The sequence below is a fragment of the Natrinema zhouii genome (genome assembly GCF_013456555.2).
GTDB lineage: Archaea > Halobacteriota > Halobacteria > Halobacteriales > Natrialbaceae > Natrinema > Natrinema zhouii.
In genome coordinates this window covers 218,706-244,031 of the sequence record NZ_CP084884.1, presented here as the reverse complement: position 1 = coordinate 244,031, position 25,326 = coordinate 218,706, and the positions used below count along the sequence as shown (strand labels likewise).

Sequence of the window (25,326 nt, the reverse complement as noted above, 5' to 3'; positions counted from 1 at the left end):
GAATAGGAATCGTCAACCGGTGACCTCAAGCGAACGCAGATCTCTGTGAGAGGGGCTGTTCGACGAGACACATATTGGGAGGGACGGGAACTCTACGAAGCCAGATGCGAATCAATTCGTTCAGAGATACAGACTACCGAGTATACAGCGATCCATCTCGAGACATTCAAACCAGTCGTCGCGTTACGGGAACGTATGGAGGAAGATGACTCGCATGAACATGTCGTTCCAGATAGTGATGAAGAACTAACGACAGCGAACGTCCGTGGATACGATTTCCGCGAGGAGTTCGACTTTGATGACCTGATCGCGTCCTACGAGACGACGGGATTTCAGGCGACACAACTCGCCGAGGCCGTCGATATTGCCGAACGAATGCAAGAAGAGGAGGCGACGATCTATCTTACGTTCACCTCAAACATCATCTCCTCGGGATTGCGTGAAGTGGTTGCGTATTTGGTCCGCGAAGGATACGTCGACGTACTCATCACTACGTCCGGGTCGCTGACGGAGGACGTTATCAAGACGGCAAAGCCGTTCAAGATGGGGTGGTGGGATGCTGACGAGGCGGCGCTTCGCGACCGCGGTATCAACCGTCTCGGGAATATCTTCGTTCCGTCCGATCGATACGTATGGCTCGAGGAGTACCTCTACGACTTCTTCGAAGACTTTTTCGCAGCCAAAAAAGTGCGCACGCCGACGGCGTTCGCACGAGAACTAGGGGAGACGCTCGATGACGAGGATTCTGTCTTGAAACAGGCCGCGGATAACAACGTCCCCGTCTATTGCCCTGCGCTGACAGACGCCGAAGTCGGGAACTTCCTCTATTATTACCGGCAAGGATACGACTCGGAGGTCGGAATCGAGATTCTAGATGACTACGACTCGCTCATTGAGGACGGATTGCTCGCGGATACGACGGGATTGATAGCCGTCGGTGGTGGTGTACCAAAACACCACGCGATCATGACGAATCTGTTCCGCGGCGGTGCAGACTACGTCGTCTACATTTCAACGGGGATGGAAGGGGACGGGTCTCTCTCGGGAGCGCCGCCGAACGAGGCTGTGTCGTGGGGGAAGATCAAAGACGAGAAAACGAATTACACGCAAGTCGAAGCCGAAGCAACGCTCGTATTCCCGCTGTTAGTTGCAAGTGCGTTTACGGAGCGATAGGTTTTATTGCTTCGGTCGGCATCGCCGCCCAATTCAGTGCTTCGATCCGATCGTGTCGAAGACAGTGGATACGAATACGCTTTCACTAGCGTTGATCGTCACGTTTCAGATATCGTGAGTTTATAGGTATCTCCGTGCGCGAGGTAATTCCGGCGAAAGCCGCAGACGAATCGACGATTCGACTCCTGCTGGTGGTCGGCTAGCAGGAGTCGATCGCTGTCTATACCGACGACTTTCGAGCGTACGAGCCGCTCAATTTGGAACAAGAACGTGTACACCATTGCCGGTAACTCTCACGAAGAGGGTGGAGACCTCATTCGTCCTCTGGTAGCAATGCTCGGGTTGAATTCGTAACGACCAGTAAGCTACTTGCACCCATCGCAAGTGCGGCAAAAAGTGGATTTAGAAGGCCTAGCACAGCCAGCGGAATTGCAATGGCGTTGTAGCAAAACGCCCACCCAATATTTCCTTTCACGCGTCGGTTTGTCGCCTGAGCGAGATCGAAGATGGTTTCGACAGACGAGAGATCGTCGTCGACGAGAGCGATGTCCGCGGCATCAGCGGCCATCGCGGTACCGCCACCGAGCGAGATACCGAGATCAGCTGCGGCTAACGCCGGCGCGTCATTGGTACCATCACCGATCATCACTGTTCGCCCAGTCTCGTTGAATTGTTCGACAGTCGCTGCTTTTCCTTCAGGAGGAACACCCGCAAACACTCTGTCAACAGCACGATGCTCACGAAAGCTCTCCGCCGCTCGAGCATCGTCTCCGGTGAGGACGATGACATCCCGTTCATTATCCGAAATCGCGGTCAACGTCTCATCCCAGTTCGCTCGTAGTTCGTCACCAACGACGGCAACACCCTCGATGGTTCCATCGCGTCCGATAGCGACTGGAACCCGACCCGTTTCGCGGCTGCCGTCAATATGCTTGGCGACTGCCGCAGGAACCTCCCATCCATGGTGACGGAACAGATCTGGATGGCCGACGATGATTTCGTTACCGTCTACGATACCCGTAACACCGGTTCGATGACTATCGAAAGATTCGACGCGATCATCTATCGAACTGGTGTCCGAGGCGGATTCAGCTGTACCACCGTCAGTCACCGGCCGTTCGGCGGCAATTGCTTGCCCAACCGGGTGTGATGACCGCATCTCAAGGAGCGCCGCCTTCTCAAGTAGGGCTGCCTCTAGATTGGTGTCGATGACGGTCATCTCGCCCGTTGTCAATGTACCTGTCTTGTCGAAAATAACGGTGTCCGCATCACGGATTCGCTCAAACACGGTATCGTCAAAGATGACAATCGAACGTTCCAATGCGTCGCGGATCCCCGCAGCGACTGCAAGCGGTGTCGCCAGTCCGAGCGCACATGGACAGGAAACGATCAGCACTGTGAGACCGACGAGAAGGGCGGAGGCCCCGCTACCGAGCAGGAGATACACGCCGGTGACGATAACTGCGAGAACGAGAACAACCGGCACGAAGATCGTCGCTAATTTGTCTGCGAGCTTCTGAATACCGTGAGAGCCACTCTGGAGGTCCCAGACAAGTTCAGCAATCCGATCAAGACTGTTCGTAGCATCTTCTCCGACGTGGATGGTCACCGCACCATTGGTCACCATCGAGCCGCCAACTACGGTATCCCCGATACGTTTCCGTACAGGAAGAGACTCACCAGTGACAACTGCTTCGTCGACGGCTGCGTCGCCATCGACTACCTCACCATCGATGGGGATTCGCTCTCCAGACCGTACTAGTACGTGATCATCGACCTCGAGCTCGTCGACTGCGATATCTTCGTACTCACCATTTCCGCCAACTAGGCGGGCCTCATCGACCTGAATAGCCGTCAAATCAGAGAGATGATCGGTCGCTTGTTGCTTGATCGACGATTCATAATAGTTTCCGACCGTGACGATGACAATAATAGCAACAGTCACATCGTAGTAGATATGCGCGCCCCCCAGTACGATCGAAAGCGTACTGTAGAGGTACGCACTCACGGCTGCAATCGCGACGAGTAGATCCATATTCGGAGACCGTGTCCGAATACTGACGTACGCTCCCTGGAGGATCGGCTTTCCAGTCACGGCTAGGATGATTGTCGTGAGCGCTGCGATGACAACGTAGAAAGGCGTGGCAAGAGGGCTCGCGAGTGTGGCTTCGAAGAACTCTGTGACCCGCTCACCGTAAAATAATCCGCCAAAATATGTTGGATAAATGATTACTATATACTGCAGCATCACGGACATCCCCATGAGAACACCGACTGCGACTCGGCCCATCTCCCAATTGTTTGCTCTCCGGCGGCTAAACGCATCATCGCGTGAGTAAGCGCTGTATCCGAGACCACTGATCGTATCTCGAAGATCAGCCTTTGAGACACGATCTGGATCGTGATCGATCCGAACCGTGTCTGTCACATAGCTCGAGTTCGCGTCACTGACACCCTCAACCGCAGTTGCAGCGGATTCGATGAATGCCTCACAGGTTGCACAGTGCATTCCATCGACTTCCAGAAACGTTGCTTCGTGATCAGGTGGAATCTCCCGATTAGACTCTGATTCGTCTCGAGAACGGCGGACATCTTCTGCCTCGATATCATCGACATCGCTGAGCGCATTATAGACATCGCGACAACCGATACAGCAAAACGGGTCCCCATCGTCGACGATATCACTTCCCTCTACGGGAAGATCACAGAGCGTACAACCGGTTTCAGTCGTGCTATTATCACTCATTGTGTGTTACTAGTTGGTACGATTTGCCACTTCGATTCCATCATAGAACGGTAATCTAGGGTGAGGTAGGTGAATCCCTAAGCTCATCAATCCATGTGCAAGCAGGATGTAGCCGAGGGCGACGAACGCAACCCCAAGCAATCGATGCACTCGTTGTCGATGAACCACATCGATAGCGTCGATGACGGTTCCATACGCGAAGACAGCAGGAATTGTACCGAGTCCAAGTGCGCCAAGAGCTACTGCCCCACCGGCAGGTGAGCCGATCGCAAACGCATACAGAAATGCTGGGTAGAGGATCGGGCATGGTAACAGTCCGTGAACCGCACCAAGTCCGACGATACCAGGGCCGTTCGCAAGACGATCAACGCGTGCCGCAAGCCAGCCAGATATCCGCTCAAGGCCTGGTAAGTGAATACCACCAGTTGTTCGCCCCAGTAAGTAATATACCCCGACGACCATGACGAGGCCACCGATAATGAGACCGATTCCACCACGGACGAACTCGACGACAGATGAAAGCGAGGCAGTCGTCACAAACAACGTACTGCCTAGTGCACCGAACACCGCACCGAGAAGCGTATAACTCGCCGTTCGTCCGATGTTGAACAGTGCATGCTGGCGCACCTCGTAGGTTGTGAGATGACTTTCACGACTGCTATTTGATGTGGCGCTATCCATCTGACTCGCGTAAACGGTGACGAGCGGACCACACATTCCGATACAGTGTGCACCGGCGAGGACACCGATTGCGAGAAACAACAGCACGTCGACGCCAAGGGATGTGAATAGGTCCATATCTATGGGAGTAGCAAGTGATACTGGTCGAAGTAGCCGCCCCGGATAGTAAGGGATTTCGTGTTGAACTCACCGTTCTCCTCTTCAGTTTGGTCGAAACAACCGGCAATAGTAACCGTGATTTCGCCGCTCACTGCTGGCACAAATCAGTGCTGTTTGATGGCTGCATCACTACAGGTATCACATCGAACCTGACGAGACCGTCCAAGCCCAGTCAGAACGGCACATCAATATCTGTAGACAACTATAGTAACTGTTAGGATTTTCTACTCAGAGGTTGTTGCTAAATGGTCACTGTCTAGATAAGGAAGCCGCAAGACAGGTCGACGATGAGGTGACGGTATCGATTGTGGGATTATTATCTATAATTTGATAGAAAGGATCCTTGTTCCACGAGCAGCGAAAATTCGGCTGCCTCAGCAAACGTCTCATAAGAAGTGTGGTCACAGATCTCATCGGTGCTGCTGTGACAGATGCTGAAATGCTGTTCAACGTCAGAATTGCTTAACTAGACAGTGCCGATAATCTCGATTACCAGAGTGATGAATCCCTTGGAAGTCTTCCATTTGAAAAGAGGATACCATCGGTAGACTCGCTATATTATCTAACGACAGATTCACCCGATGATTCTTTAATCAAAGTCGATCCAGACAAGATCGTATGCATTGGAATGGCCAGTCTCAACTTGTATACAACTACCGGTCGGACCCGGTCTTGAGGATAATCAAGAGGCGGCAAGCAAATGTGGCCTACACAACCTACATAATGTGAAATATGTACAAAACCCAAATAGTGGCGGAAATCAGCCGAATCTAAGATTAGTCATTCGTGGCCTGCTCGCTCAGCATCTCTACAACTTCCTGAACACGTTCCTCATCAGTTTCGATACCACGCTCCGGAGGATCTCGAGGGCAACCTCGTCACCGTGGTCTGCAATCACCCGGAGACACGCATCTTGAAACGCTCTTCCTTCGAACTCGGGGACATCAAACATAGAGCATGCGGCAGTCACCGATGATCGCATCCGGGTGACGCCATTTCACGTCTCCTCTCGGACTGCTCTGTTGAAATCCTCTTCTTTAGAGACTCATTCACGTGAATCTACTGTACACTACACGTGTGTACTGAACGATAATAGAAACAACAGTCGATGTTGAAGACTCGAAAGTATACCTATTAGGCATCTCACCAAATCTCTTATATCGAGTTGTCCAATTCATCATACCATGGGAAACGGGTCATCAGAGGCGGTAATACTGCTGGTAGAAGACAATCCTGGCGACGTTCGCCTCATCGAAGAAACCTTCTCAGGCGGGAACATCGAAAACACACTCAACGCCGTCACTGATGGCCAGTCAGTACTCGACTTCATCTATCAACGTGGAGAGTACAACGACGCACCTCGACCAGACATTATATTGCTCGATCTGAATCTGCCGAAGGTGGATGGTGAAGATGTTTTACACGAAATCAAACACCACCCCGAGTTGGACCATGTCCCAGTGGTCATCCTGACCGGGATGAAGGAAGACCTGATCGAGTCCCGTGACCTTGATCATGATGCAGACGAAGATGCAGTCCTCAAAAAGCCAGTTGACCCTGGCGAGTTCGTTGAGGTGATTCGATCGTTCGAGCAGTTTCAGTTAGCAGTTATGCGAGTGGACTGACGGGCACAGCTTCTGCGGTAAGTCCTCGACCTTTACTGAGTAGCTTGGTCAACTGGTGATCCGAATGGTACCAGATCCTGTGATATGAACCGTGTACTGGTTGACGGTGAACGTGACTGTAACAGGGCCAGACTGGATGAGCGTATCCAGTGCTTCGGGATGGATGTAGTCGTAGAGGGTATAGTTCAGATCTGTTGGGTCCTCTTCCTCTAGATTGGCAAGTGCGTTGACAACAGCAAGGCTCGGTGGCTGTTCTGACTCGTATTCAAACGGAGTATCAGGGCTATCGCTGCCGGTCATTGTCTCGAGCCTCCACTGATCTCCATATCATGTTTCGCCATGGACAGGAAAGCTCTGATATTTACCATTTTCTTGATGAATAGGCTTATCCAAATATATAGTCTTTAAAACATACGATTGTGCAAGAACATGTTATAGCCAGCCAAAGGTCCTTCACTGTTTTCGGTTATAGTTGAAGGTATGCTCGACGAGATCATGGCAGCATTAGCTGATGAGCATCGTCGAGAGCTACTGGTCGCGCTCTCGAAGCATAATCCGCAAGCTGCGGTCCAGACACCGGAGGGTGTACAGTTGGGGGATGAGCAGTTGGAGGAGCTCCAAATCGAGATGTGTCACAACCATCTGCCCCGGTTGGAAGATGCGGGATTCATCGAGTGGCAGAAGAAGCAGGACATAGTCGTGAAAGGCCCGGAGTTTGAGCAGATCGAACCAGTCCTCGAGATGTTCGAGGAGAATGCGGACGAGCTGCCGGTCGAGTGGCCGTAATCAACTGTTTATGCATTGCGGACAGTAGAACGCTCGGAACCAGAGTGTGCTTCCTCTACCTTCTATTTTCGCGGGTACGTCATGGTTTGGCTCAAGCTGGTAGGATGCTATCGCCATTGGAGTCAAGAATCCGGACATCGAGCGTGTAGTTGTTTGGCTAGGGCTCACCGTATCGGTCATCACCGTGATGCGGAGTTCCAGGTTAATAGGGTTTCGTAATTTGAACGTTTTGGAACATAGTTCAGGTGAAAATCGCTGGGCGAGACCATGACGCGTTCGTACAGCGGTCGGTATCATCAGCGAGATAGACTTCAATCTCGATTTTGGTCAGCACGTCCCGGACGACATCTGCTGCATCCGGTCCCATGATTACAAGTTCATAGTCCAGGACCGGTTCGATGTCCTGTGCTTCCATCTGTTTCTCTGCTAAGTCAAGGGCTAGGGAGTGTTGTACGACCCATTGTTGGCCAGCATCGTGCTATTTGAGGACTGTTGAAGGGGAATAACCGCGAATTCGGTCGCGGCCGGGCCAAAACACGAGAAATACCGCTTGCAAGTGCACCGGACATCATAATATGCTTAATCGTATTGGGAAGTGTTGACTATGCATCTTATCTCGCGTTCCGAAAGCCGTTTCGACCGTGGGTTCGTGGGCGAAACCGGCCCTGCCACGTTCCGAACTAGTGTCGGCTCGAGATACCGGTCAGGAGGTGGCGCTACATGAGCGAGCTTCCCCCGCAGACAAGTGTCAAGCGGTGGCTGGTGACGACCAACCACAAGGACATTGGAATTCTGTACACTGTGACGGCGCTGTTCTTCCTCGTCGCTGGCGGCATCCTCGCGCTACTATTCCGCGCTCACCTCTGGGAGTTCGGCGGCACCGGACTCCTCACGAACACCGAATACAATCAGTCAGTCTCGATCCACGGGCTGTTGATGGTGTTCTGGTTCATCTCGCCGCTCGGATTCGGCTTCGGGAACTACATCGTTCCGCTCCAGATCGGGTCGACGGACATGGCGTTTCCGCGCCTGAACGCGCTGAGTTACTGGTTCTTCCTCTTCTCGGGACTTCTCGTCTTGCTCTCGTTCTTCCAGGGGACGACGTGGGCCAACGGTTGGTACATGTACGCGCCGCTGAACGTGCCGATCTACAACCCCGGCTATACGCTGACGATGGGCGGCAATACGACGATCCTCGCGCTGACTCTGTTCGTCATGTCGACCACCCTTAGTACGGTGAATTTCCTGACGACGATCCACCGCTGTCGTGCCGAGGGCCTCGGCCTATGGAACATGCCGCTGGTCACGTGGGGTCTCCTCCTGACCGTCTGGATGATGCTATTCGCGTTCGCGGCGCTGCTAGCCGCACTGATCCTCATGTTGACCGACCGCCTCCTGCTCACGCAGTACTTCGCGACCGACCAGGGCTCGAGCCTGCTGTGGGGGCATCTCTTCTGGTTCTTCGGCCATCCGGAGGTCTACATCGTCTTCTTCCCCGCGTTAGGAATCATGCTCGAGACGTTCCAAACGTTTACTGGCCGACGGATCGTCGGCCGAAAGTGGGTTATCATTGCGATGGTGCTTGTCGCGGTGCAGTCCTTCTTGGTCTGGATGCATCACATGTTTCTGACGACGATCAATCTCCCGATCAAGACGCTGTTCATGGCGACGACGATCGGTATCTCGTTACCCTTCGACTTGATAGTCTTCGCGCTGATCTATACCATGGTCAAGGGTCGCGTGCGCTTTACGACGCCGTTCCTGTTCACTCTTGGCGCACTTATCCTGTTTATCATCGGCGGCATCACGGGCGTCTTTCTCGGTGCAGTGGTCCTCGACTACGAGTTCCGGGGCACCTACTGGGTCGTCGCGCACTTCCACTACGTGATGGTGGCGGGCGTTACCGCACTGATCGGCGGCCTCTATTACTGGTGGCCGAAGATCTCCGGCAAAATGTACGATGAACGGCTCGGAAAGCTCAGCTTTGCCGTCTACTTCGTCGGCTTCAACCTGCTGTACTTCCCGATGTTCCTCGCGTGGGAGACACCAAGGCGTGTCTTCCACTATCCCGAGGGGACGGAACTCTATCACCAACTGGCGACCGTCGGGGCTTTCGTCATCGGGACGGGGGTTCTGCTCGTGTTCATCACACTCGCGAAGAGTTTTATCTCGGGGCCTGATGCGCCCGATAACCCGTGGGCGTACTCGCGGACCGCCGAGTGGGCGACCACGTCGCCGCCGCCGCTCGAGAACTGGCCGAACCGGCCCAGCTATGCGAGCGGGGAACTCGAGTTCGTCGACGATGCGACGGCGGCCGACGGCGGTGCGGTCGCCCACGAGCGCACCGGGGAGGCTGAGTCGCTTGAGGCTGACCACGAAGATCACGCGAGTATCTGGCCGTTCGGAATCGGGCTCGGCATGTTTGTCATGTTCCTTGGGCTGTCGGGGCTGACTCCCTACGTCGCCGACTTCGCGACCGCACGCGGGGCGGAGCTCCCCGGTACGGCCGCTGGATCGGAGAATATTCTCTATCCCATAATCTCGCTCGTCGGCGTCGGCATCTTGGGGATCGCGCTGTTCCAGTACGGGCGCGAGGAGTTCAATGCACCCGAGATGGCCATCGCCGAGCGCTGGCCGTTCGAGGGGGTCGGCACGACGAAGACCGGTATCTGGTTCTTCTTGGCTTCGGACGTCGTCGTCTTCGGTGCCGTCATCGGGGCATACGTGTTCATGCGGATCCACGCCGGCTGGGGTAACTTCGAGACCGTGCCACCGTCGGCGACGATCGGCCTGGTCAACACCTACGTCCTGCTCACCTCGAGTTTTACGGTCATCCTCGCGCTAGTGATGGCCGAACGCGAGAACAAGCGCGGGCTGCTGGCGTCGATGGGGGTCACGCTGCTGCTCGGACTCACGTTCCTCACCATCAAAGGCTACGAGTGGAGCCAGGAGTTCGCTCACGGTATTTACTGGTTCACCGAACTCCAATACTCGATGTATTTCGTGACGACCGGATTACACGCGCTGCACGTCATCTTCGGCCTACTCATCGCAGCGTTCATGATCTACCGAATCGTGAGCATCGACGCTTACCTCGAGGACAACCGTCCGGTGGAGTTCTTCGGGCTCTACTGGCACTTCGTCGATATCGTCTGGGTGATTCTCTTCCCGCTGTTCTACCTCATGTAGCATGGACGTTTCGCTTTCCCTCGTTCGAAACCAGACGTTCGGACTATTCGATGCATTGTTCGTCGCTACCGAAGTCAAATCAGTTGGCTCTGGGAACTCATGATACAGTACCGACTTGATCCGTCAGAACTAGAGAACTGAGACAGGAAACGGCAGATGGTTCATATTCAAAATTTCCCGCTTCACTGGGAAAGTGGCGACGTTGGCTAAAAGTGCTGTTGGTGATCGAAGCGGATCCGTCACCGTTCGGGGCGGCGGGTTTACGGAGAATAGAGGAGAAAGCCCCGTCCTTTAGGGCGGGGATGAATCTGACAATCAACTACGTAAACCACCGCTCGATGGCACGGCAGGATATTCCACGCCAACATGATATCTTGTACGTGATCGCCAGCCAGAGCGATCCATATGGTCTCGCGATCAAAGGCGAACTCGAGAAGTACTACGAGAACGAGATCAACCACGGGCGACTGTATCCCAATCTCGACGAGGTCGTCGACAAAGGGCTTGTCGAGAAAGGACAACTCGACAGACGCACAAACTATTACGCGATTACAGACGAGGGAGAGCAAATAATCGAGGATCGCCGTGAATTGGAATCACAATACATCGACTAAATCGAGATCGGAAACAATCTGGATTCTTGCTTTACTCCCCGAATCGGTAAGTATAAGAAATATACTGGCATATCTAGCAGTCAAACTTACTGTAGTTTAGCAGAGAGTAAGATTCGAGACGAGCTTCCAACTCTGCTATAGATGGTTCGCACTTCAATACGAATCTAAGATATCCACCGTAGCGTACGTCTCTAGACACTGATGGACCTTCTCGAACGTCTCGCTTTCCTGATTAGTTTCCGCCTCAATGTAGAAGTAATAGTCACCGAGTTCGCGTTTCGTTGGCCGCGATTGAATGTAAGAGAGGTTAATTTCATGCCCACTGAAACAGCCGAGAATGCTGTGGAGCAAGCCTGGACGATCTTCACTTGGATCAAGTGCCAGTGACGTCTTGTCAGCTTCTTCGTTCATCGGTCCATTCAGGTCAAGCAGGTAACGGAGTGGCGGTCAATCTCACTGATATATGTCAAGATCACATGCCAAGCGAGTCCACGATGTGCCGATTCGGCCAACAAACGAGTGTGAGGGGACAGTAGAACAGGCAATGTTCCGGATTATCCCCGCCCACCTGCCAGTCGGTTAGCCTCGGGGAGCGACCGCAGCCACAGCATCGCACCCGTCCCCACGAGTGGGCCGACAACGAGTGGGATGAAGGCCCACCGCCACCCAACCATGTTCTGAACCATGGGAATCAACTGGATGGAGGCGATAGTGATGAGAAAGCCGATAGCAGTCTGAAGTGTTAGTGCAGAGCCGACGTAACTCTCATCGGCCAGTTCCGAGACAGCCGCGGAAAACTGCGCGGAATCCGCGACGATGAAGAACCCCCAGACAAGGACGAACGGGACGATGATGACTAGTGACGAGCCGAAGACGATACCGGCGAGAAGACAGGCGGTTCCGGAGATGCCCATTGAGACGCTCGTCACCAGCGACCGTCCCCACCGATCAGCAGCCGAGCCCGCGAGCCAGGCTCCCACGCCGCCGATTGCGATGGTCCCGAATGCCAGGAGTGCAGCGAGTTGTTCCGCGTTGGCCGTCCTACTGGCCTCAAGGCTGGCTGCAAGATAGATCGGTATCCATGTCCAGACCGCGTACAGCTCCCACATGTGACCGAAATAGCCGGTGTTTGCTAAGATAACACTACGATCGGTGACGATACGCCGGATTGCGCTGGGGTCGAATGGGGACGTCTCGGGCTGGTAGGGCCCATCTTCGTAGGCGAGGACGAGAAGCCCACCGAGAGCTGCGAGCCCTGCGGTCCCGTAGAGCACGAGATCGGGTTGGCCGATGCCACCGACAGCCCGGATGAGATGTGGCGACGCTGAACCGACAGTGAGTGCGCCGACGAGGACACCGATAGCGAGGCCACGCCCTTTGTCGAACCACGCGGCCATCATCTTCATCCCCGTCGGATAGACACCAGCGAGGGCGACGCCGGTGGCAAAACGGAGGACGATGGCCGGGAAGCCACTCGAGACGAACCCAGCGATGAGTGCCGTCGCACCAGCACCGGCGAGCGCAGAACCTGCAAAAAGATACTTAGGTCGGATGACATCAGCGATGGTGAGCGTTGCCGACAGCAGTGCACCGACGACGAAACCCAATTGGACGGCGTTGGTCAGCCACGCTGTCTCGGCAGCGGAAAGGTGCCACATCTCGGCCAGTTCCGGGCCGACTGCTGTCCCGCTAAACCACAGAGTCATCGCAAACAACTCCGCAATCCCGACCAAGATGAGTGCACGCCACTTCCCGTTAGCGATAGCTGCCATTCGATAGACGTATTTACTGTATAATACATAAAAGAGTAGGGTAACGATTCAGCGACAGTCGGTCAGTTCGCATGTATAGTGAGCGTGTGTTTCACGCTGGAAAACGTCCGAAAAGTAGCATTTCAATAGAGCCATCTTGAGGAGTACCTCATGCAGATCGTCACCAGGAATCTGCTTGCCATCCACGGCACCGCGTTCTGGGTGATTCCCCTGATCAGTACTCCGAGTCGGGAACGGGATCGTCGACACCGAGAGCTCAATCGAACGTAGGGGTGTCCTGAGGATCGGACTCGTCTGGCGTCATCGGTCGAGCACCTCGACGTCAGGATTCGCACCGGCTGGCCCAGCGACCGCTTTCGCACGCTCGAGTTCACGGCGCTCTCTCTAGGCCTGCCGTTTGAGAGCGTCTGCCCGACGACAGCAGTCGATTTTCTCGTCGTCATCGATCGTGAACCGCTTACCACGGTGATCGATCTGCTCGAACATCAGGACGCAGCCTCCTGAGGCGCATCTCGAGCGTCCGTCTGCAGATGGTCGTATCGGACTCCGCAGCGGTCCGAGCGGAACCGGCCAGCGTATCCTGCCCGATCACGGGTGAGTGCCGAACAATTCGGCATCCGACAGGCGTTGCCGTCGGTCATCTGGTGATACCCCGCTTCAGGAACTGAGTCGTCTCCGCGTCTGACGACGCTGTTGCTACATCAGTGATTCGCATGGATTGCTGCGGTGGGCTTCAGTCGAGCCCCCGCACCCCTCTTGGGGCGATAAACCATCTTGAGCGAACGACCAATTCACCTCGTAGTTTATCAGGAGATCGTAGCACGGTTTCTTTATTCGGAAATGTTCCTGAAACCGAATCTACCGATTCGGTAACTACAGCTGTGAATTGGGCGGGAAAGAAGGTTCTCTAAGCGCCGGGAACACCAAAGAACTACGAGCCACACAAGGAGAGCGATCATCGCAGCAGCAGTCCATTCGGTTGAGTATCGCCAATTGATCACGCCGATATAAGCAATAAGAGCGAGTAGCGGCCCTAAAAGTAGGATCCATCCGACAAGATATCCAACGACGGTCCATACGATTGCGCCAAGTAGTGCGGTGACGATAGCATGCCCAAAGTTGTTCGCTCCGACGATGATCCGTGCGCCAACGTAGATACCTGCTGCGCCGAGTAGGAGACAGACGAGAAAGACGACGGCTGAGGCTACAACCATAGGAAGAAGTATGCCAGCTAGGACCACTAGTTCCGTTACGAGCGTTATCTCAGCTCCAAGAATGCCGGCAGAATTCTTAACTCCAATCTTCGCGTATCAGCAGCGACTTCCTCCTTATGAGTGATCACAATAGACTCGCTACGTTATTTAGCAAATCGATTGTAAATGTTCTCCGTTCATGGATATGCGTCTTAGTCCTCGCCGGTAGCGCCTCTATCGGAATGATACTCGGCCGCTACGAAGCGGTACTGTTCAGCCTCGTCGCGATAGTGATCATTCTCGTTCCAGTCCTCATGTTTCGCGATCTGACGGTGATGCCCCCGTGGTACTTTCTCGTCTTGGTCTGTCTTCCCGTTCTCTCGGGAACGTTTGTCCCTGTTGCCCCTGTGACGACTTTCTTCCCAAGCCTCGCACTCGCCACGCTCGGATTGTTACTCATGGTTAATCTGCACCGGTTTACGTCTCTCCGATTAGTTCCGTGGTTCACCATCGTTCTGACAGTATTATTTACGTTAGCAATGGCTTGCACATTGAATCTCTTTCGCTGGATATCCGATATTCTCTTCGAAACATCATTCCTGCTCGACGGTCGCACGCAGGATGCGATCAATGCATCGTTGATGAGCGAATTCTTCTACGCCACTACCGCAGGCTTAGTTGGCGGAATCATCTTTCATCGATACTTTCAGCAGGTCTCCCAACAGCCCGTTCCTCGAATGGTGGCCCCGTCTCCTCCTGAAAGGAAAACTCCTGTCGAATCAGCGGTTCTCAGTGAACGTTTACACATTTCGACGGCACGACAGCGTCAGGTAGCGCTAACGATGCAGACTATTCTTAGTCTCGTTCTTGTATACGGACTCTGGACTCAACAATTGTCTCTTTTCATCAATGCCACGGTCACTCTTGCAATTACGTTCATCCCTGCCATATTGGAACGGGATTACGGCATTCCGATAGAGCCGGGACTCGCATTGTGGATAACAAGTGCTGTGTTTCTCCATGCACTCGGGTCCATTGGATTCTATGGCATAATTCCGCCTTGGGATACACTCACACATACTCTCTCTGCTATGGTTATTGCTGCGGCAGGGTACACGACGCTTCGGGCCATACATCTCCACGCGACGGCGATTCACCTCCCTTCATGGGCGATGTTTATATTTACGCTTGTATTCGTTCTGGCGATGGGCGTCATCTGGGAACTACTCGAGTTCTTTACTGACCAAGGCGCTCTTCTCCTTGGAGTTGATCCCGTTCTTACCCAGCACGGGATTAACGACACGCTCTCGGATCTGCTGTTCAATACCGTTGGAGCAATCCTTGTTGCGACGTGGGGCACAGCATACCTTGTCCGTGTATCTGAGCATCTTGCAACCCGACTCGAAAGCAGATTCAACGTTTGATTCGTCGATGAAAAACCCAGTTTCCTCCGGCTGTGTCTATCTCTCTTGAATGCTACGTATCACATATTATTCTCCCTAAATTCAATTAGATTGGGATATATACAGTAATTGTAGATGAGTATTGCTCAATACTCATACACTCATTAAACCTTGTCTACGAAAAGTCGATTGTGGATGAATGGAAATGGATTTCTACCGAGCAGGGGGTTTCTAATAGCGATATTCATTCATTCAAATATATTCTAATAATGACCTCCATTACCCCTATTTGCTTGCGTCCCGTTCGCACCGCAACCCGGCGTGAGTGACCAGTTCCGTACTCCCACCATGTCCGCGATATATCCCGTGTCGAGCGGCGAGTTATTCGGCGGTATCGTACTCGACGTACCGGACGTGAACCGTCACGTCGGCTGCCGTTCGTTCGTTGATCCGTTCACGCAGTTCCGAGGACAGTTCTGGATATGACTCGCCTTCAGGACATTCGGCGGTGATGACGACCCGCTCCGGATGTTCGAGCGCGGTGCCTTCCGCGTCAAGTGGAATTTCTATTTTGAGGAACAACTCAACGTCGATGAGGCAGACATCTTGGTATTCGGAAATTCGATGATGGCTTCCGTCTCCGTTGTGACGTCCTCCTCGAGGGTGAACCAGGGTGGTTCGGAGAGCTGTCGGTGGGTTGGTGCTCGATCAATACCCCTCTTCTCGAAGACATAGATATGTCGTAGCTGGACGAATCGGCTCAGAGGGCCGTTTGAGAATCAATTGCTTTGTGAATTGCCTATACTGAACACAGCATTATGACTGGAACTACCTGCAGAGAAGAACGACGATTCGTTATGTAGACTTGCATACTGAACATAAGTCGGTTTGTAGGACGGATCGGTCACCGTACTCCGGTATCAAAACGTGTGTTTCGGCACTCATGTATCGAACTGAGGATACAGGCTGTTGAAACTACGGCGTCTCTCCTGCGGTGCTTAAAACGAGTTGACACTTGATATATTCGTCTAGCCGATCGTAGACGGCTACTTCTCGACCGTCGTCCGACAGCGAGGACCGGAACAGGGCACCCTCGAGAACAGTGAGAATAAACTCGGCGACCGGCTCTGGATCGACGTTAAGGAAGACGCCGTCGTTGATGCCCTGCTGGATGATCTGAACGAGGCGAGTCCGAATCACCTCGTCCTCGCGAAGCAGTTCGGTTCGGAACGACTCGTCGTGAATCGCCTGTGCCCGCAGTTCGACGAACGCATCGGCCGCCGCCGTCTCGAGGGTGCTGTCCGTCGAAGAATCGGCTCCTCCCGAATCGACTGAAAGCAGGTCGATAAGCCTTTGCAACTCCGCTCGTGGGTCCTCTGCAGTATCATTGAGCGGGGAATCGAGGTACCACTCGAGGAAACGGCTCAGAAAGTCCAGCAACAGGTCGTTCTTGCCCTCGTAGTGATTGTAGAGTGCGGATTTGCTCAGTCCCGCTTCGTCCGCGATCCTCGCGATTGAGAGGCCCGCGTAGCCGTGTTCCAGCAGGACATGGTACGTCGACTGCATGATGACGTCGACGGTGTTCGTCGCTTCCGCACCGAACTGAGTGGAGTCAGCCATAGACTAGTACGTGTCGTATACCTCGCTTAGGACCTTAAGAGACGGGTCGTCTTGCGATAGGACACCGATTAGTCGAGCGACACCGAGCTACTGCCGATTTCCTGTGTCTGCAGGGGTTGGTTCGACCGGCCTCTCTCGAGTGCTCCGTTCGTCGCCACCGTCAATTGGCTTGGCGTCCGCGTCGGTTCCGTTGGCCGTCTCGTCATCGGTTTCCCGTGTCTCGGCGAGATAGTTGTCGTCGATGTGAGCCATCGCGGGCTCCCACTCGGTCATGATGCCGTACTCGATCATCGTCTCGATGTTGGCGATCGCCGCCTGCAGTCGCACGGCGACGAGGGGAACGTCGTTGACGGTGATTAGCAGGTCGGCGTTCAGGATTGCCCCCTTGTTTAATGCTCGATTCAGCAGTCCGGCGAGACCCTCGTCGGCCGATTCGGTTTCAGGTTCCATGATTCTCAGTGGTGGTTCCGAGTGAGCCGACGAACGAATAGGGGTGCCACGGGCCGGTGAAAACCACGTTGACGCCCGGTTCGTCGTCGATCTCGCTCAGGACTCGTTTCAGATCGTCGATCTCTCCGCCCGCGACGAGACACGACGCCGTGAGGACGTTTCTGCCCCGGTCGTGACCGCCGCGCTCGAGTTCTTCTTCCACGAGCTCGTCGACGACTGCCTCGATTCGTGGGAAGTACGACTGGAAGCGCTCCTTCGTGCGTTCGGCGCGCTCTCGTTGGCGCTGTTTCTCTCGTTTCTTCTGGTCGAAATACGCCATCCCGGAATCACGAGCCCCCGTCGAGTCGGGGGCTGGCTCGGTCTCCTCGAGCAGTACGTCTTCATCACAGTAGACCCGGATGCCGTACTCCTCCGTTCCGGCCAGAACGTCCAATCTGTTCCTGATCTGGCTCCGATGCTCGGTGAGAAATGTTCGAAGGGATGCTTCGTCCTCGAAGATCGTATCGAACGTCATCGGGAGCGGCGTTCCGAACGCGTCCGCCGCGCGATCGATCGTGCTATTGTGCTGTTTGACCCACATTTCCGCCTGCGATCGGTCGTCGGTATCGTACGCCTCCGATGGACAGTCGTGGGCGACGGCGCCGATGCCGTCCTGAACGACAACAGACACCGGCTCCTCGTCGATTCCCGTCCCGAGTGTCCCTGGGTCATCATCCGTCGCGTCGACGATACAGTAGGTGTACTTGCTCTCAGTCATTCGTCTCTCCGTTGCTGGCCTCTGTTGGTGATAGCTCGCCCTCGGAGACGCCATCGTCGACCGTCCGGACGGATTCTCCCTCCTGCGCTTCGATCTCGCGAGCCCACTCGGCGGGGTTGAGCGCCGTGTTGAGGACGTCGTCGACCGTTCGGTCGAGCTGATCTTTCGTCTCCGAGGCTGTCTCCTCGATATTCTGGTCCTCCTCGATCTGCTGGATGGTCTCCTCGAGGTCCATCAGCGACTGGCCGAGCTGTTCGGCGGACTCGTCGTCGAGAACGCCCTTCTCGACCAATTCAAGCGCCTGCTGGTCGATCACCTCCTTGATGATTTCGACGAGCGCCATAATGAGCCCGAGCAGCCCCTGCTCGAGTTCCTCCTCATCGACCTCGATCGTCATGAAACAACCACCTTCTCGTCGCGTAGCGACTCGAGAGCGGAGTGATCCCTGGGTTCGCCAGTGAACCACCACTCGAACGTGACGACCGTACCGGTCCGGGAGTCGACCCCTCGCCGTTCGAACTCGAGTACCGACTCGCCGAAGGTTTTCCGCGCGACCACATTGAGCCGCTCTCGGACCACGGTGAGTGTTTCCGTGTCGGTCGCCGCGCCGATCAACGTCGTCAGCTCCCGGATCGATGCGTGTTCGTTGTGCCAGCAGTACTCGAGAACGGCGAGACTGTGATCGCCAAGCGCTCGCAGGAATTCGTACACCGCCTTCCGGGACACGCCGAGTGCGGATTGCAACGCGTCGACTGTTTCGGTGACTCGAGTGATCGTTCGTCTGGCGGACTCGGACTCGGCGTACGCTCGGGTGACGATTCGACGTTGGTCGTCCCGAGTGAGCGGTTCCGATTCTCGATTCTGACCAATCGGATCGCTCGCCGTCGTTCGGAGGTGTCGGCGATATCGTCGGAGCTCCGCTCGCGAGAGGACGCGAGAGACGTCGCCGAGTTCATTGGTGTTCATGGATCCAAGTGAGAGGGTGTGTTCGACTGGCGGTTCATCGGTCCTCTTCGTCGACATCGGTCGGTAGTCGTTCCGCCTCGATCGACTCCGTCGGCCGGTCGTCCCGCTCCGTGAGTTTCTCATCTTCTGTCTCCCGGCGCTTCGAGCGAGCGCTTCGCCAACCACACCACGGACACTCGTCGTCGAGCAGGACCTCCTTCTCGACCCGTTTCGCACATTGCGGACACGTCTCGTTTCGGGCTCGCGCTTCAGCGTAGGCTTTCGTCTCTTCCGTTCCCGCGGGGAACTCGAGGCCGTATTCCGCCGCCGTCTCGAACGACGCCAGTGCTGCCCGAACCTTGATTCCAAGAAGTTCCGTTCCAGCGACATCGATCGTGACGTCCGCATTGATGACCAGCCCCTTATCGAGAATGCGATCGACGGCGCCGGCGAGCCCGTTCTCCGATTTGTTCGCGTTGGTGGCTTCGATGCTCATGAACGATCGTTCATTCACCAGTCCGTTACCACCACGGAAAAAGTCAGAGCACTCGTTTGCAAGGTGGTGAATCGCCGTACTCGCAGACGACGATTCTGGCTGGGAACCGTCGACAGGTAAGTAAATCGAGAACGAAGGGTTATCACTAACTAACTAGTTAGTCAATACATGGGGCAGTCAGTATCGCAGAAACGACCGTGGCTCGCAGCGCTTCTCGCAGCACTCGCGACCGGTCTCGGCCACCTTTACCTCCGCCGATGGCGTCGCGCACTCGGATGGCTCGGCGCCTCGATAGTCGTCTCCTACCTGTTCGTCGATCAATCGGCGGTTGACGAGGTCATCGCCGGGACCATGAACGTCGGGACACTGTTGGCGGTCTCGCCGATGTTCCTCGTCGTGGGGCTCAGCATCGTCGACGCATACGTACTCGCTCACACGCAGAACGTCGCCGCTCGCTCGAGTGACACTCGCGACGAGGACACGAGTTCCTGTCCCCACTGCGGGAACGAACTCGACCCGGACCTCGAGTTCTGTCACTGGTGTACGAAGTCGGTCGAGGACGTCGGGCAAGACCAGGTTGACGCCCCGGACGATACCTGAAACAGACCCCCACAGTCGGCGCTCGTCCCGTCCGTTCACTGCCGGTCGTTCAGTAACATGGCACTCACGTATTCGTCGGCGGTCCGTCTCGCCGTCGTCAATGCGCGCTCTTCGTCGAACACGACGGCTCGAGTTCGGGCCCCGTCGACGATCGTCATGAGCGCCCGTGCAGTGTGTTCGGCGTCGACGTCGTTGAACACGCCTTCCTCGATCCCGTGGTTGATCACCATCCGAAGCATGTACCTGACGTACTCGTCGTTCTGCTGGAACCGTTCGGCGAAGGTTTCCTTGTACGGCGCCTGGCTTCGCATCTCTAGCATCGCGATCAATAGGTCGTAGTGGTCCTCCGGATCGACGAGCAGTTTCTCGAGCAGCAGCTCCAGGCGCTGTTCGGGATCCGTCGTTTCGACCTCATGAACTGCATCTTTGAACTGATCGAGAATGTATTCCAGAAACGCCGCGAGCAGGTCTTCCTTCGTATCGTAATGGTAGTGAATTGCCGCGGTCGACTTCCCGTACTCGTCGGCGATGCGTTTGATCGTGAGATTGGCGTACCCGTGGGTTCGGAGTGCACGGTACGTCGCGCGCATGATCTCCTCGTTTGGGTCGGAGACCGTCTCTTTCGGTGAATCGCCCATTAGAGAGACAGTTACGAGGGCGGCGGATAACAGTTTTGACCTTTTCGTCAGATATCGAAGTTTTCGCATCGGCTGAGCTGGTGCTCGCTGGATGGATGCGTGGGATAGAACGGCCGTATCGAGACGATTCTCTTCCCAAACCCTTTTGACTAACTGGTTAGTAAATATTGTACTAACTGATATGGACGACGATGTAGCAACCGATATTTTGCACGCGACACGACGCGCGCTTTGCAAGCACGGATACGCGGATCTCACGCTCCGAGACATCGCTGCCGAAACGGACACGAGCAAAGCCACGATTCACTACTACTACGAGAGCAAAGCGGATCTCTTTACGGTCTTCCTCGAGTTCCTCTACGAGCAGTACACCGATCGGATCGAGTCGGTCTCCGGCGACAGTCCAGCGGAACGTCTCCGCTCGTTACTCGACGTCCTCCTCACGACAGCCAATACCGACGAGGATGCGGAGTTTCGAACGGCGATGCTGGAAATGAGCGCGCAGGCTCCGTACGATGGCGAGATACGGACTCGACTCGCCACGTTCGACGACCTCCTGTACGACGAGCTCCGGACGATCATCGCGAACGGAATCGACGAGGGAGCGTTCGACGAGCGCATCGATCCCGACCTGATCGCCGAGTTTCTCACGGCAGCGATCAACGGCGTGCACACGCGTCACGTCGCGACCAGCGCGTCGATGGATCGGTTCGCCGAGGCGATAGAACGATACGTCGAAACACAGCTCGCCACCGGCGCGTCCGAGGTGGCGTACTGATGGGAGTTCGCCGATTCGTCGACTCCCTCTTCAAGGGTCCCGACGAGTTCGATCTCACGTCGGGCGGGATCGGCAAGCCGCTGTTCTACCTCTCCTTGCCGATCGTCATCATGAACCTCTTCCAGACCGCGTACAATCTCGCGGATACGTTCTGGCTCGGACGACACAGCACGAACTCGCTGTCGGCGATCAGTTTCGCGTTCCCGATGGTCTTTCTGATGATCTCGCTCGCGCTCGGTCTCTCCGTCGCTGGCAGCGTCCTCGTCGCCCAACACGTCGGTGCCAGAAACGATCGGAAAGCCGAGTACGCCGCCTCCCAGACGATGGTCTACGCCGTTATCGCCTCGCTCGTGCTCGGGGTGGTCGGCTACGCCTTCGTCGACGAGTTCCTCGTGCTACTCGGCACGGGTCCCGAAATCTCACCGCTGGTCGTGGACTACATGCAGGTCTACTCGGTCGGCCTCGTGTTCGTCTTCGGCTTCGCCGTGTTCATGGCGCTCATGCGCGGCTACGGCGATACGATCACGCCGATGTACGTGATGGCCGGGTCGGTCGTCATCAACGTCCTTCTCGATCCGATACTCATCTTCGGCTTTCAGAGCAATCCCCTGTTCGGATACCTCGGAGCGGGTGGCCTCGAGGCCTGGCTCCTCGGGCTGACGGGCTACACCGGGTCGGGGATCGAAGGCGCCGCGATCGCGACGGTATTTTCGCGGGCACTCGCGTTCGCCGTCGGGATCGCGGTCATGTTTCGCGGCGACCGCGGCGTCCGGATTCGATTGGAACAGATGGCTCCCGACCTCTCGTTCGGACGGAAGGTCGTCGATATCGGTCTCCCGGCGTCGATAGAGGGAACCGCACGCTCGCTGTCGATCAACCTCCTGTTGTTCGTGCTGGCTGCGTTCCCGGCGGAGATCAGCGCCGCCTACGGGATCGGCACGCGGATCTTCTCAGTCGTCTTCCTGCCAGCGCTCGCGGTTTCACAGGGTATCGAAACGATGACCGGGCAGAATATCGGCGCGAAAAAGCTAGACCGGGCCGCCGAGACGAATCACTTCGGCGCTCGCGCTATGCTGGTCGTCCTCACCGGACTCGGCGTCGTCATCTTTCTGGCTGCACGACCGATCTCGGCGATCTTCACGACCGATTCGGCAGTCGTGGCCGAGAGTGCGACGTTCCTCCGGTACGCCGCCCTGACGTTCGGATTCATGGGCGTCATGCGGGCGTACACCGGCGGCTTCCGGGGGGCCGGAAAGACGCTGTTCGCCGCCGTCATCTCGGTCGTAACGCTGGGGCTCGTTCGGCTGCCCGTCGCCTGGATCGGTGCGTCGGCACTCGGCCCCGTCGGTCTCTGGGTCGCGTTTCCGATCTCGAACATCGTCGGCGCGCTCGTCGCGTACCTCTGGTTCAAGCGAGGGACGTGGCGGGAGACGGACATCACTGAGGCGAACATCGGCGCCGACATCAGTGGCACGAAAACTGCGTCATCGGACGACTGACACATGTCTCGAGAACTCACGTTCGACGAACGGCGAAGGGCGATCGATAGCCGTCTCGAGATGGTACTCGAATCCGCACGCGGAGCCCACCTCGAACCGGCTCGGACGAGTATCGTCGACCGGGACGATCGGTGGTACGGACAACTAGTCGCGCTCGTATACAATTCGATCGCGGAGACACCGGACGAGACATCGACGCTTCACGCGGCGGCAGCGATGGAGCTGCTCCACGGATACTGTCGGCTCCGGATGCAGTTGCTGGGCCGACTCCGCGAGACGGCGGAGAACCCGGTAGCCTGGAAGTCGGACACCGCGTTGCTGGCGTCGGACTATCTCTATACCGCGGCGTATTCGACGCTCGGAGCGGTCGAGACGGCCGACGTCGAGACGTGTTTCGCGACACTCGCGTCCGTTTCGGAGACGATTCTCGAGACGTTCGGCAGCGACGATGTCCAGCCGTCACCGACAGCGTACTGTTCGTTCGTCGACGGCACGGCGGGGGCTCTCGGCCGCGGCGCCGCTGTGATCGGTGCGACGCTCGCGACAGTCGAGAATCGGCGGCGCCACCACGTTGCAACGCTGGGACGCGAATTCAGTGCGGCACGCCGGATACAGCACACCCTCGCCGCTGATACCACGTCACCCGTACCGTGGCTCCGATCCGTGACGAACAACGGCTTCGCCAGTGTGCACAGCGGCGTCTCGTGACGGCGTATCGGGCGCTCGAAGCGCTCTCGTCCACCGCCGACGTCGTGCCCCTCCGAACGTTCGTCGAAGCGAGTCTCTCGAGTGTGTCGGCAGATACCGTATTGAAGTAATCGACCTGTGAGCACATCGCGATACAAGCGAGCGTCTGGCCGAATCATGCTGTGTTTCGTCCGAAGAATGGGATCTCAACAAGGCCGGATGCTCCTCTCTGCAAAGGCGTGGCCTGTTAACGAATGCTAGACATCTTTCATACCGCTAGCTGAGAAGGCTGGCTTCTGTTTCGAGTCAGGGAGCGTAAAGAAGAACGATGACCCCTCGCCGGGTTCAGATTCTACCCAAATCTCACCATTATGACGTTCAATAATCCGTCTACAAACCGCTAATCCAATCCCTGAACCAGGTTGTTCGTCATCCGATTGAAGACGCTGGAAGATGTTGAAAATACGGTCAGTACCAGAAGAATCGATCCCAATCCCTTCGTCATGGACAGCGAGAGTCCACATCTCCCCGTCACGCTCGGATGAAATGTATATCTGTGGCGGTTGATCGCCGCTGTATTCGATTGCATTGCTGAGCAGGTTTTGGAATACCTGACGCAACTGGTTCTCATCGCCTTCGACGGTAGGTAACAAGTCGCGTTCTATTTCGGTATTTGATCCTTCAATTTTGAACTGAAGATCGGTGAAGACATCATCGAGAACGGAATCCAAGTCAACAGTGTCGAACGGATCCCCTTGCGTTTCGATGCGCGAATATTCGAGTAACCCGTCGATCATCGACCTCATCCGTTCGGCACCGTCTACAGCAAATTCGATGAATTCCTCGCCATCTTCGTCGAACTCTTCACCGTATCGGTTTTCGAGAAGTTTGAGATAACTCGTGACCATACGCAATGGCTCTTGTAAGTCGTGGGAGACAGCGTATGCGAATTCTTCCAATCGTTCGTTGGATGCTTCCAATTCCGTTACGGCTTGCTCGAGGCGTTTTTCTGTTTGTTTCAGCTTCTCATTCCGCTTCTCAAGTTCGTACTTCTGTTTCAGCTCCTTATTTTTCTGTTCAAGCGTTTTTGCCTGCATCTGGGTACGTGCATCCTGTACACCAGCCAGTAATCCGACAACTGAACTGATCGATAGCAAGATGAGTTGTGTTCCACCCGTAAAGTCAACATTAACACCAGGGTGAAGCTCTCGTAAGCCAATTATCAGACTCGCTACGACAATTCCACCAATGGTCCAACCGACGATCCGCGAATAGAGATCGGATGCAATAGGGGAATTAAATAACAGTACCCCAACAGAAACCAACACAATTCCGGGAAGGCCGATCAGAATTGCCTCAATTATAACTCCCTGTAGCGCTACTTCTGGCTGCAATCCACTAGTCATTGCATATATTGCTCTCCCAACTGCACTGAGCAGAAGGCCAATCCCCAATGCAGTGAGAAGATAGTTCCACTTCTTCATCGTAGCCTCATAGGGTATCAGACGTATATTA

The 25,326-nt window shown here is 55.5% G+C and carries 25 protein-coding genes and 5 pseudogenes; 12 read left to right on the top strand and 18 right to left on the bottom strand.

The window, feature by feature from the left end; genetic code table 11:
• Positions 1 to 195: 195 nt before the first annotated feature.
• A complete protein-coding gene (locus tag HYG81_RS43625) occupies positions 196 to 1,173 on the top strand; it encodes a deoxyhypusine synthase (RefSeq protein ID WP_226778603.1) in 978 nt (325 codons plus the stop codon).
• Between the two features lie 125 nt (positions 1,174 to 1,298).
• Positions 1,299 to 1,430: pseudogene (locus HYG81_RS45975) on the top strand (IS1595 family transposase); the annotation flags it as partial.
• A gap of 56 nt (positions 1,431 to 1,486) precedes the next feature.
• Here HYG81_RS45975 and HYG81_RS43620 read toward each other — a convergent pair.
• From HYG81_RS43620 to HYG81_RS43610, 3 genes and pseudogenes are all read right to left on the bottom strand, one after another.
• A complete protein-coding gene (locus tag HYG81_RS43620; RefSeq protein WP_226778602.1) occupies positions 1,487 to 3,919 on the bottom strand; it encodes a heavy metal translocating P-type ATPase in 2,433 nt (810 codons plus the stop codon).
• Positions 3,920 to 3,928: 9 nt separating this feature from the next.
• Positions 3,929 to 4,717, bottom strand: a complete 789-nt coding sequence (locus tag HYG81_RS43615) for a sulfite exporter TauE/SafE family protein (protein ID WP_226778601.1) — start codon at positions 4,715 to 4,717, stop codon at positions 3,929 to 3,931.
• Between the two features lie 818 nt (positions 4,718 to 5,535).
• A pseudogene (locus tag HYG81_RS43610) lies at positions 5,536 to 5,756 on the bottom strand (hypothetical protein); the annotation flags it as partial.
• A 187-nt stretch (positions 5,757 to 5,943) separates the two neighbouring features.
• Here HYG81_RS43610 and HYG81_RS43605 point away from each other — a divergent pair.
• Positions 5,944 to 6,384, top strand: a complete 441-nt coding sequence (locus tag HYG81_RS43605) for a response regulator (protein WP_226778600.1) — start codon at positions 5,944 to 5,946, stop codon at positions 6,382 to 6,384.
• Between the two features lie 48 nt (positions 6,385 to 6,432).
• Here HYG81_RS43605 and HYG81_RS43600 read toward each other — a convergent pair whose 3' ends face one another.
• The gene (locus tag HYG81_RS43600) at positions 6,433 to 6,684 is read right to left on the bottom strand and encodes a HalOD1 output domain-containing protein (protein WP_226778599.1); all 252 of its coding nucleotides are present in this window, start codon (positions 6,682 to 6,684) and stop codon (positions 6,433 to 6,435) included.
• Positions 6,685 to 6,864: 180 nt separating this feature from the next.
• On the opposite strand from HYG81_RS43600, the gene HYG81_RS43595 reads away from it, so the two are divergent.
• Positions 6,865 to 7,170, top strand: a complete 306-nt coding sequence (locus HYG81_RS43595) for a helix-turn-helix domain-containing protein (RefSeq protein WP_226778598.1) — start codon at positions 6,865 to 6,867, stop codon at positions 7,168 to 7,170.
• 241 nt (positions 7,171 to 7,411) lie between these two features.
• Here HYG81_RS43595 and HYG81_RS43590 read toward each other — a convergent pair whose 3' ends face one another.
• The gene (locus tag HYG81_RS43590) at positions 7,412 to 7,585 is read right to left on the bottom strand and encodes a hypothetical protein (RefSeq protein WP_226778597.1); all 174 of its coding nucleotides are present in this window, start codon (positions 7,583 to 7,585) and stop codon (positions 7,412 to 7,414) included.
• 305 nt (positions 7,586 to 7,890) lie between these two features.
• Here HYG81_RS43590 and HYG81_RS43585 point away from each other — a divergent pair, with 305 nt between their 5' ends.
• The 3 genes and pseudogenes from HYG81_RS43585 to HYG81_RS43575 all read left to right on the top strand — a co-directional run bounded on the left by HYG81_RS43585 (position 7,891) and on the right by HYG81_RS43575 (position 10,973).
• Positions 7,891 to 10,359 carry a cbb3-type cytochrome c oxidase subunit I gene (locus HYG81_RS43585; protein WP_226778596.1) on the top strand — a complete coding sequence of 823 codons (2,469 nt, stop codon included), beginning with the start codon at positions 7,891 to 7,893 and terminating at the stop codon, positions 10,357 to 10,359.
• 163 nt (positions 10,360 to 10,522) lie between these two features.
• Positions 10,523 to 10,618 (top strand): annotated as a pseudogene (locus HYG81_RS43580) (IS5/IS1182 family transposase); the annotation flags it as partial.
• A 79-nt stretch (positions 10,619 to 10,697) separates the two neighbouring features.
• Positions 10,698 to 10,973 carry a PadR family transcriptional regulator gene (locus tag HYG81_RS43575; protein WP_226778696.1) on the top strand — a complete coding sequence of 92 codons (276 nt, stop codon included), beginning with the start codon at positions 10,698 to 10,700 and terminating at the stop codon, positions 10,971 to 10,973.
• A gap of 153 nt (positions 10,974 to 11,126) precedes the next feature.
• Here the strand turns inward: HYG81_RS43575 and HYG81_RS43570 are convergent, their stop codons facing one another.
• The 4 genes and pseudogenes from HYG81_RS43570 to HYG81_RS43555 form a co-directional block, all read right to left on the bottom strand.
• On the bottom strand, positions 11,127 to 11,384 hold the full coding sequence (locus HYG81_RS43570; RefSeq protein WP_226778595.1) for an ACT domain-containing protein: 258 nt from the start codon (positions 11,382 to 11,384) through the stop codon (positions 11,127 to 11,129).
• 143 nt (positions 11,385 to 11,527) lie between these two features.
• Positions 11,528 to 12,745, bottom strand: coding sequence for an MFS transporter (locus HYG81_RS43565; RefSeq protein ID WP_226778594.1), 1,218 nt, complete (start codon positions 12,743 to 12,745; stop codon positions 11,528 to 11,530).
• Positions 12,746 to 13,045: 300 nt separating this feature from the next.
• Positions 13,046 to 13,231 (bottom strand): annotated as a pseudogene (locus HYG81_RS43560) (hypothetical protein).
• 440 nt (positions 13,232 to 13,671) lie between these two features.
• A pseudogene (locus tag HYG81_RS43555) lies at positions 13,672 to 13,959 on the bottom strand (hypothetical protein); the annotation flags it as partial.
• Between the two features lie 116 nt (positions 13,960 to 14,075).
• Here HYG81_RS43555 and HYG81_RS43550 point away from each other — a divergent pair.
• On the top strand, positions 14,076 to 15,362 hold the full coding sequence (locus HYG81_RS43550; protein ID WP_226778592.1) for a DUF2238 domain-containing protein: 1,287 nt from the start codon (positions 14,076 to 14,078) through the stop codon (positions 15,360 to 15,362).
• 360 nt (positions 15,363 to 15,722) lie between these two features.
• Here HYG81_RS43550 and HYG81_RS43545 read toward each other — a convergent pair whose 3' ends face one another.
• From HYG81_RS43545 to HYG81_RS43515, 7 genes are all read right to left on the bottom strand, one after another.
• Complete coding sequence (locus tag HYG81_RS43545) at positions 15,723 to 15,923, bottom strand: hypothetical protein (protein WP_226778591.1); 201 nt, start codon at positions 15,921 to 15,923, stop codon at positions 15,723 to 15,725.
• Positions 15,924 to 16,316: 393 nt separating this feature from the next.
• A complete protein-coding gene (locus HYG81_RS43540) occupies positions 16,317 to 16,961 on the bottom strand; it encodes a TetR/AcrR family transcriptional regulator (protein WP_226778590.1) in 645 nt (214 codons plus the stop codon).
• Positions 16,962 to 17,048: 87 nt separating this feature from the next.
• Positions 17,049 to 17,411, bottom strand: coding sequence for a gas vesicle protein GvpJ (gvpJ, locus tag HYG81_RS43535; RefSeq protein ID WP_226778589.1), 363 nt, complete (start codon positions 17,409 to 17,411; stop codon positions 17,049 to 17,051).
• Positions 17,401 to 18,168: a gas vesicle protein GvpL gene (gvpL, locus tag HYG81_RS43530; RefSeq protein ID WP_226778588.1), complete on the bottom strand. Its 768-nt coding sequence runs from the start codon at positions 18,166 to 18,168 to the stop codon at positions 17,401 to 17,403. The genes gvpJ and gvpL overlap by 11 nt, the downstream gene beginning before the upstream one ends.
• Positions 18,161 to 18,565, bottom strand: a complete 405-nt coding sequence (gvpK, locus tag HYG81_RS43525) for a gas vesicle protein GvpK (RefSeq protein WP_226778587.1) — start codon at positions 18,563 to 18,565, stop codon at positions 18,161 to 18,163. The genes gvpL and gvpK overlap by 8 nt, the downstream gene beginning before the upstream one ends.
• Positions 18,562 to 19,134, bottom strand: a complete 573-nt coding sequence (locus HYG81_RS43520; RefSeq protein ID WP_226778586.1) for a hypothetical protein — start codon at positions 19,132 to 19,134, stop codon at positions 18,562 to 18,564. The genes gvpK and HYG81_RS43520 overlap by 4 nt, the downstream gene beginning before the upstream one ends.
• Before the next feature lie 34 nt (positions 19,135 to 19,168).
• On the bottom strand, positions 19,169 to 19,627 hold the full coding sequence (locus HYG81_RS43515; RefSeq protein ID WP_425607581.1) for a gas vesicle protein: 459 nt from the start codon (positions 19,625 to 19,627) through the stop codon (positions 19,169 to 19,171).
• Positions 19,628 to 19,777: 150 nt separating this feature from the next.
• Here HYG81_RS43515 and HYG81_RS43510 point away from each other — a divergent pair, with 150 nt between their 5' ends.
• Positions 19,778 to 20,209 (top strand): zinc ribbon domain-containing protein, encoded by a 432-nt coding sequence (locus HYG81_RS43510; protein WP_226778585.1) that lies wholly within the window; start codon positions 19,778 to 19,780, stop codon positions 20,207 to 20,209.
• Between the two features lie 35 nt (positions 20,210 to 20,244).
• Here the strand turns inward: HYG81_RS43510 and HYG81_RS43505 are convergent, their stop codons facing one another.
• A complete protein-coding gene (locus HYG81_RS43505) occupies positions 20,245 to 20,847 on the bottom strand; it encodes a TetR/AcrR family transcriptional regulator (protein ID WP_226778584.1) in 603 nt (200 codons plus the stop codon).
• 181 nt (positions 20,848 to 21,028) lie between these two features.
• Between HYG81_RS43505 and HYG81_RS43500 the strand changes: the two genes are divergently transcribed.
• The 3 genes from HYG81_RS43500 to HYG81_RS43490 are packed head-to-tail and all read left to right on the top strand — an operon-like array spanning position 21,029 to position 23,832.
• Entirely contained in the window at positions 21,029 to 21,625 is a 597-nt protein-coding gene (locus tag HYG81_RS43500) for a TetR/AcrR family transcriptional regulator (protein ID WP_226778583.1), read from the top strand.
• Entirely contained in the window at positions 21,625 to 23,124 is a 1,500-nt protein-coding gene (locus HYG81_RS43495; RefSeq protein WP_226778582.1) for an MATE family efflux transporter, read from the top strand. The genes HYG81_RS43500 and HYG81_RS43495 overlap by 1 nt, the downstream gene beginning before the upstream one ends.
• Before the next feature lie 3 nt (positions 23,125 to 23,127).
• On the top strand, positions 23,128 to 23,832 hold the full coding sequence (locus HYG81_RS43490) for a polyprenyl synthetase family protein (RefSeq protein WP_226778581.1): 705 nt from the start codon (positions 23,128 to 23,130) through the stop codon (positions 23,830 to 23,832).
• 236 nt (positions 23,833 to 24,068) lie between these two features.
• Here the strand turns inward: HYG81_RS43490 and HYG81_RS43485 are convergent, their stop codons facing one another.
• The gene (locus tag HYG81_RS43485) at positions 24,069 to 25,295 is read right to left on the bottom strand and encodes a sensor histidine kinase (RefSeq protein ID WP_226778580.1); all 1,227 of its coding nucleotides are present in this window, start codon (positions 25,293 to 25,295) and stop codon (positions 24,069 to 24,071) included.
• Between the last annotated feature and the right edge of the window lie 31 nt (positions 25,296 to 25,326).

Coding starts and splice junctions, on each gene's coding strand:
- HYG81_RS43590 (WP_226778597.1), bottom strand. CDS start 7,585: ATGGAAGCACAGGACATCGAACCGGTCCTGGACTATGAACTTGTAATC.
- HYG81_RS43550 (WP_226778592.1), top strand. CDS start 14,076: ATGAGTGATCACAATAGACTCGCTACGTTATTTAGCAAATCGATTGTA.
- gvpL (WP_226778588.1), bottom strand. CDS start 18,168: ATGACTGAGAGCAAGTACACCTACTGTATCGTCGACGCGACGGATGAT.
- HYG81_RS43600 (WP_226778599.1), bottom strand. CDS start 6,684: ATGACCGGCAGCGATAGCCCTGATACTCCGTTTGAATACGAGTCAGAA.
- HYG81_RS43595 (WP_226778598.1), top strand. CDS start 6,865: ATGCTCGACGAGATCATGGCAGCATTAGCTGATGAGCATCGTCGAGAG.
- HYG81_RS43575 (WP_226778696.1), top strand. CDS start 10,698: ATGGCACGGCAGGATATTCCACGCCAACATGATATCTTGTACGTGATC.
- HYG81_RS43570 (WP_226778595.1), bottom strand. CDS start 11,384: ATGAACGAAGAAGCTGACAAGACGTCACTGGCACTTGATCCAAGTGAA.
- HYG81_RS43620 (WP_226778602.1), bottom strand. CDS start 3,919: ATGAGTGATAATAGCACGACTGAAACCGGTTGTACGCTCTGTGATCTT.
- HYG81_RS43565 (WP_226778594.1), bottom strand. CDS start 12,745: ATGGCAGCTATCGCTAACGGGAAGTGGCGTGCACTCATCTTGGTCGGG.
- HYG81_RS43510 (WP_226778585.1), top strand. CDS start 19,778: ATGGGGCAGTCAGTATCGCAGAAACGACCGTGGCTCGCAGCGCTTCTC.
- HYG81_RS43540 (WP_226778590.1), bottom strand. CDS start 16,961: ATGGCTGACTCCACTCAGTTCGGTGCGGAAGCGACGAACACCGTCGAC.
- HYG81_RS43520 (WP_226778586.1), bottom strand. CDS start 19,134: ATGAACACCAATGAACTCGGCGACGTCTCTCGCGTCCTCTCGCGAGCG.
- HYG81_RS43485 (WP_226778580.1), bottom strand. CDS start 25,295: ATGAAGAAGTGGAACTATCTTCTCACTGCATTGGGGATTGGCCTTCTG.
- HYG81_RS43625 (WP_226778603.1), top strand. CDS start 196: ATGGAGGAAGATGACTCGCATGAACATGTCGTTCCAGATAGTGATGAA.
- HYG81_RS43505 (WP_226778584.1), bottom strand. CDS start 20,847: ATGGGCGATTCACCGAAAGAGACGGTCTCCGACCCAAACGAGGAGATC.
- gvpK (WP_226778587.1), bottom strand. CDS start 18,565: ATGACGATCGAGGTCGATGAGGAGGAACTCGAGCAGGGGCTGCTCGGG.
- gvpJ (WP_226778589.1), bottom strand. CDS start 17,411: ATGGAACCTGAAACCGAATCGGCCGACGAGGGTCTCGCCGGACTGCTG.
- HYG81_RS43585 (WP_226778596.1), top strand. CDS start 7,891: ATGAGCGAGCTTCCCCCGCAGACAAGTGTCAAGCGGTGGCTGGTGACG.
- HYG81_RS43500 (WP_226778583.1), top strand. CDS start 21,029: ATGGACGACGATGTAGCAACCGATATTTTGCACGCGACACGACGCGCG.
- HYG81_RS43615 (WP_226778601.1), bottom strand. CDS start 4,717: ATGGACCTATTCACATCCCTTGGCGTCGACGTGCTGTTGTTTCTCGCA.
- HYG81_RS43605 (WP_226778600.1), top strand. CDS start 5,944: ATGGGAAACGGGTCATCAGAGGCGGTAATACTGCTGGTAGAAGACAAT.
- HYG81_RS43495 (WP_226778582.1), top strand. CDS start 21,625: ATGGGAGTTCGCCGATTCGTCGACTCCCTCTTCAAGGGTCCCGACGAG.
- HYG81_RS43490 (WP_226778581.1), top strand. CDS start 23,128: ATGTCTCGAGAACTCACGTTCGACGAACGGCGAAGGGCGATCGATAGC.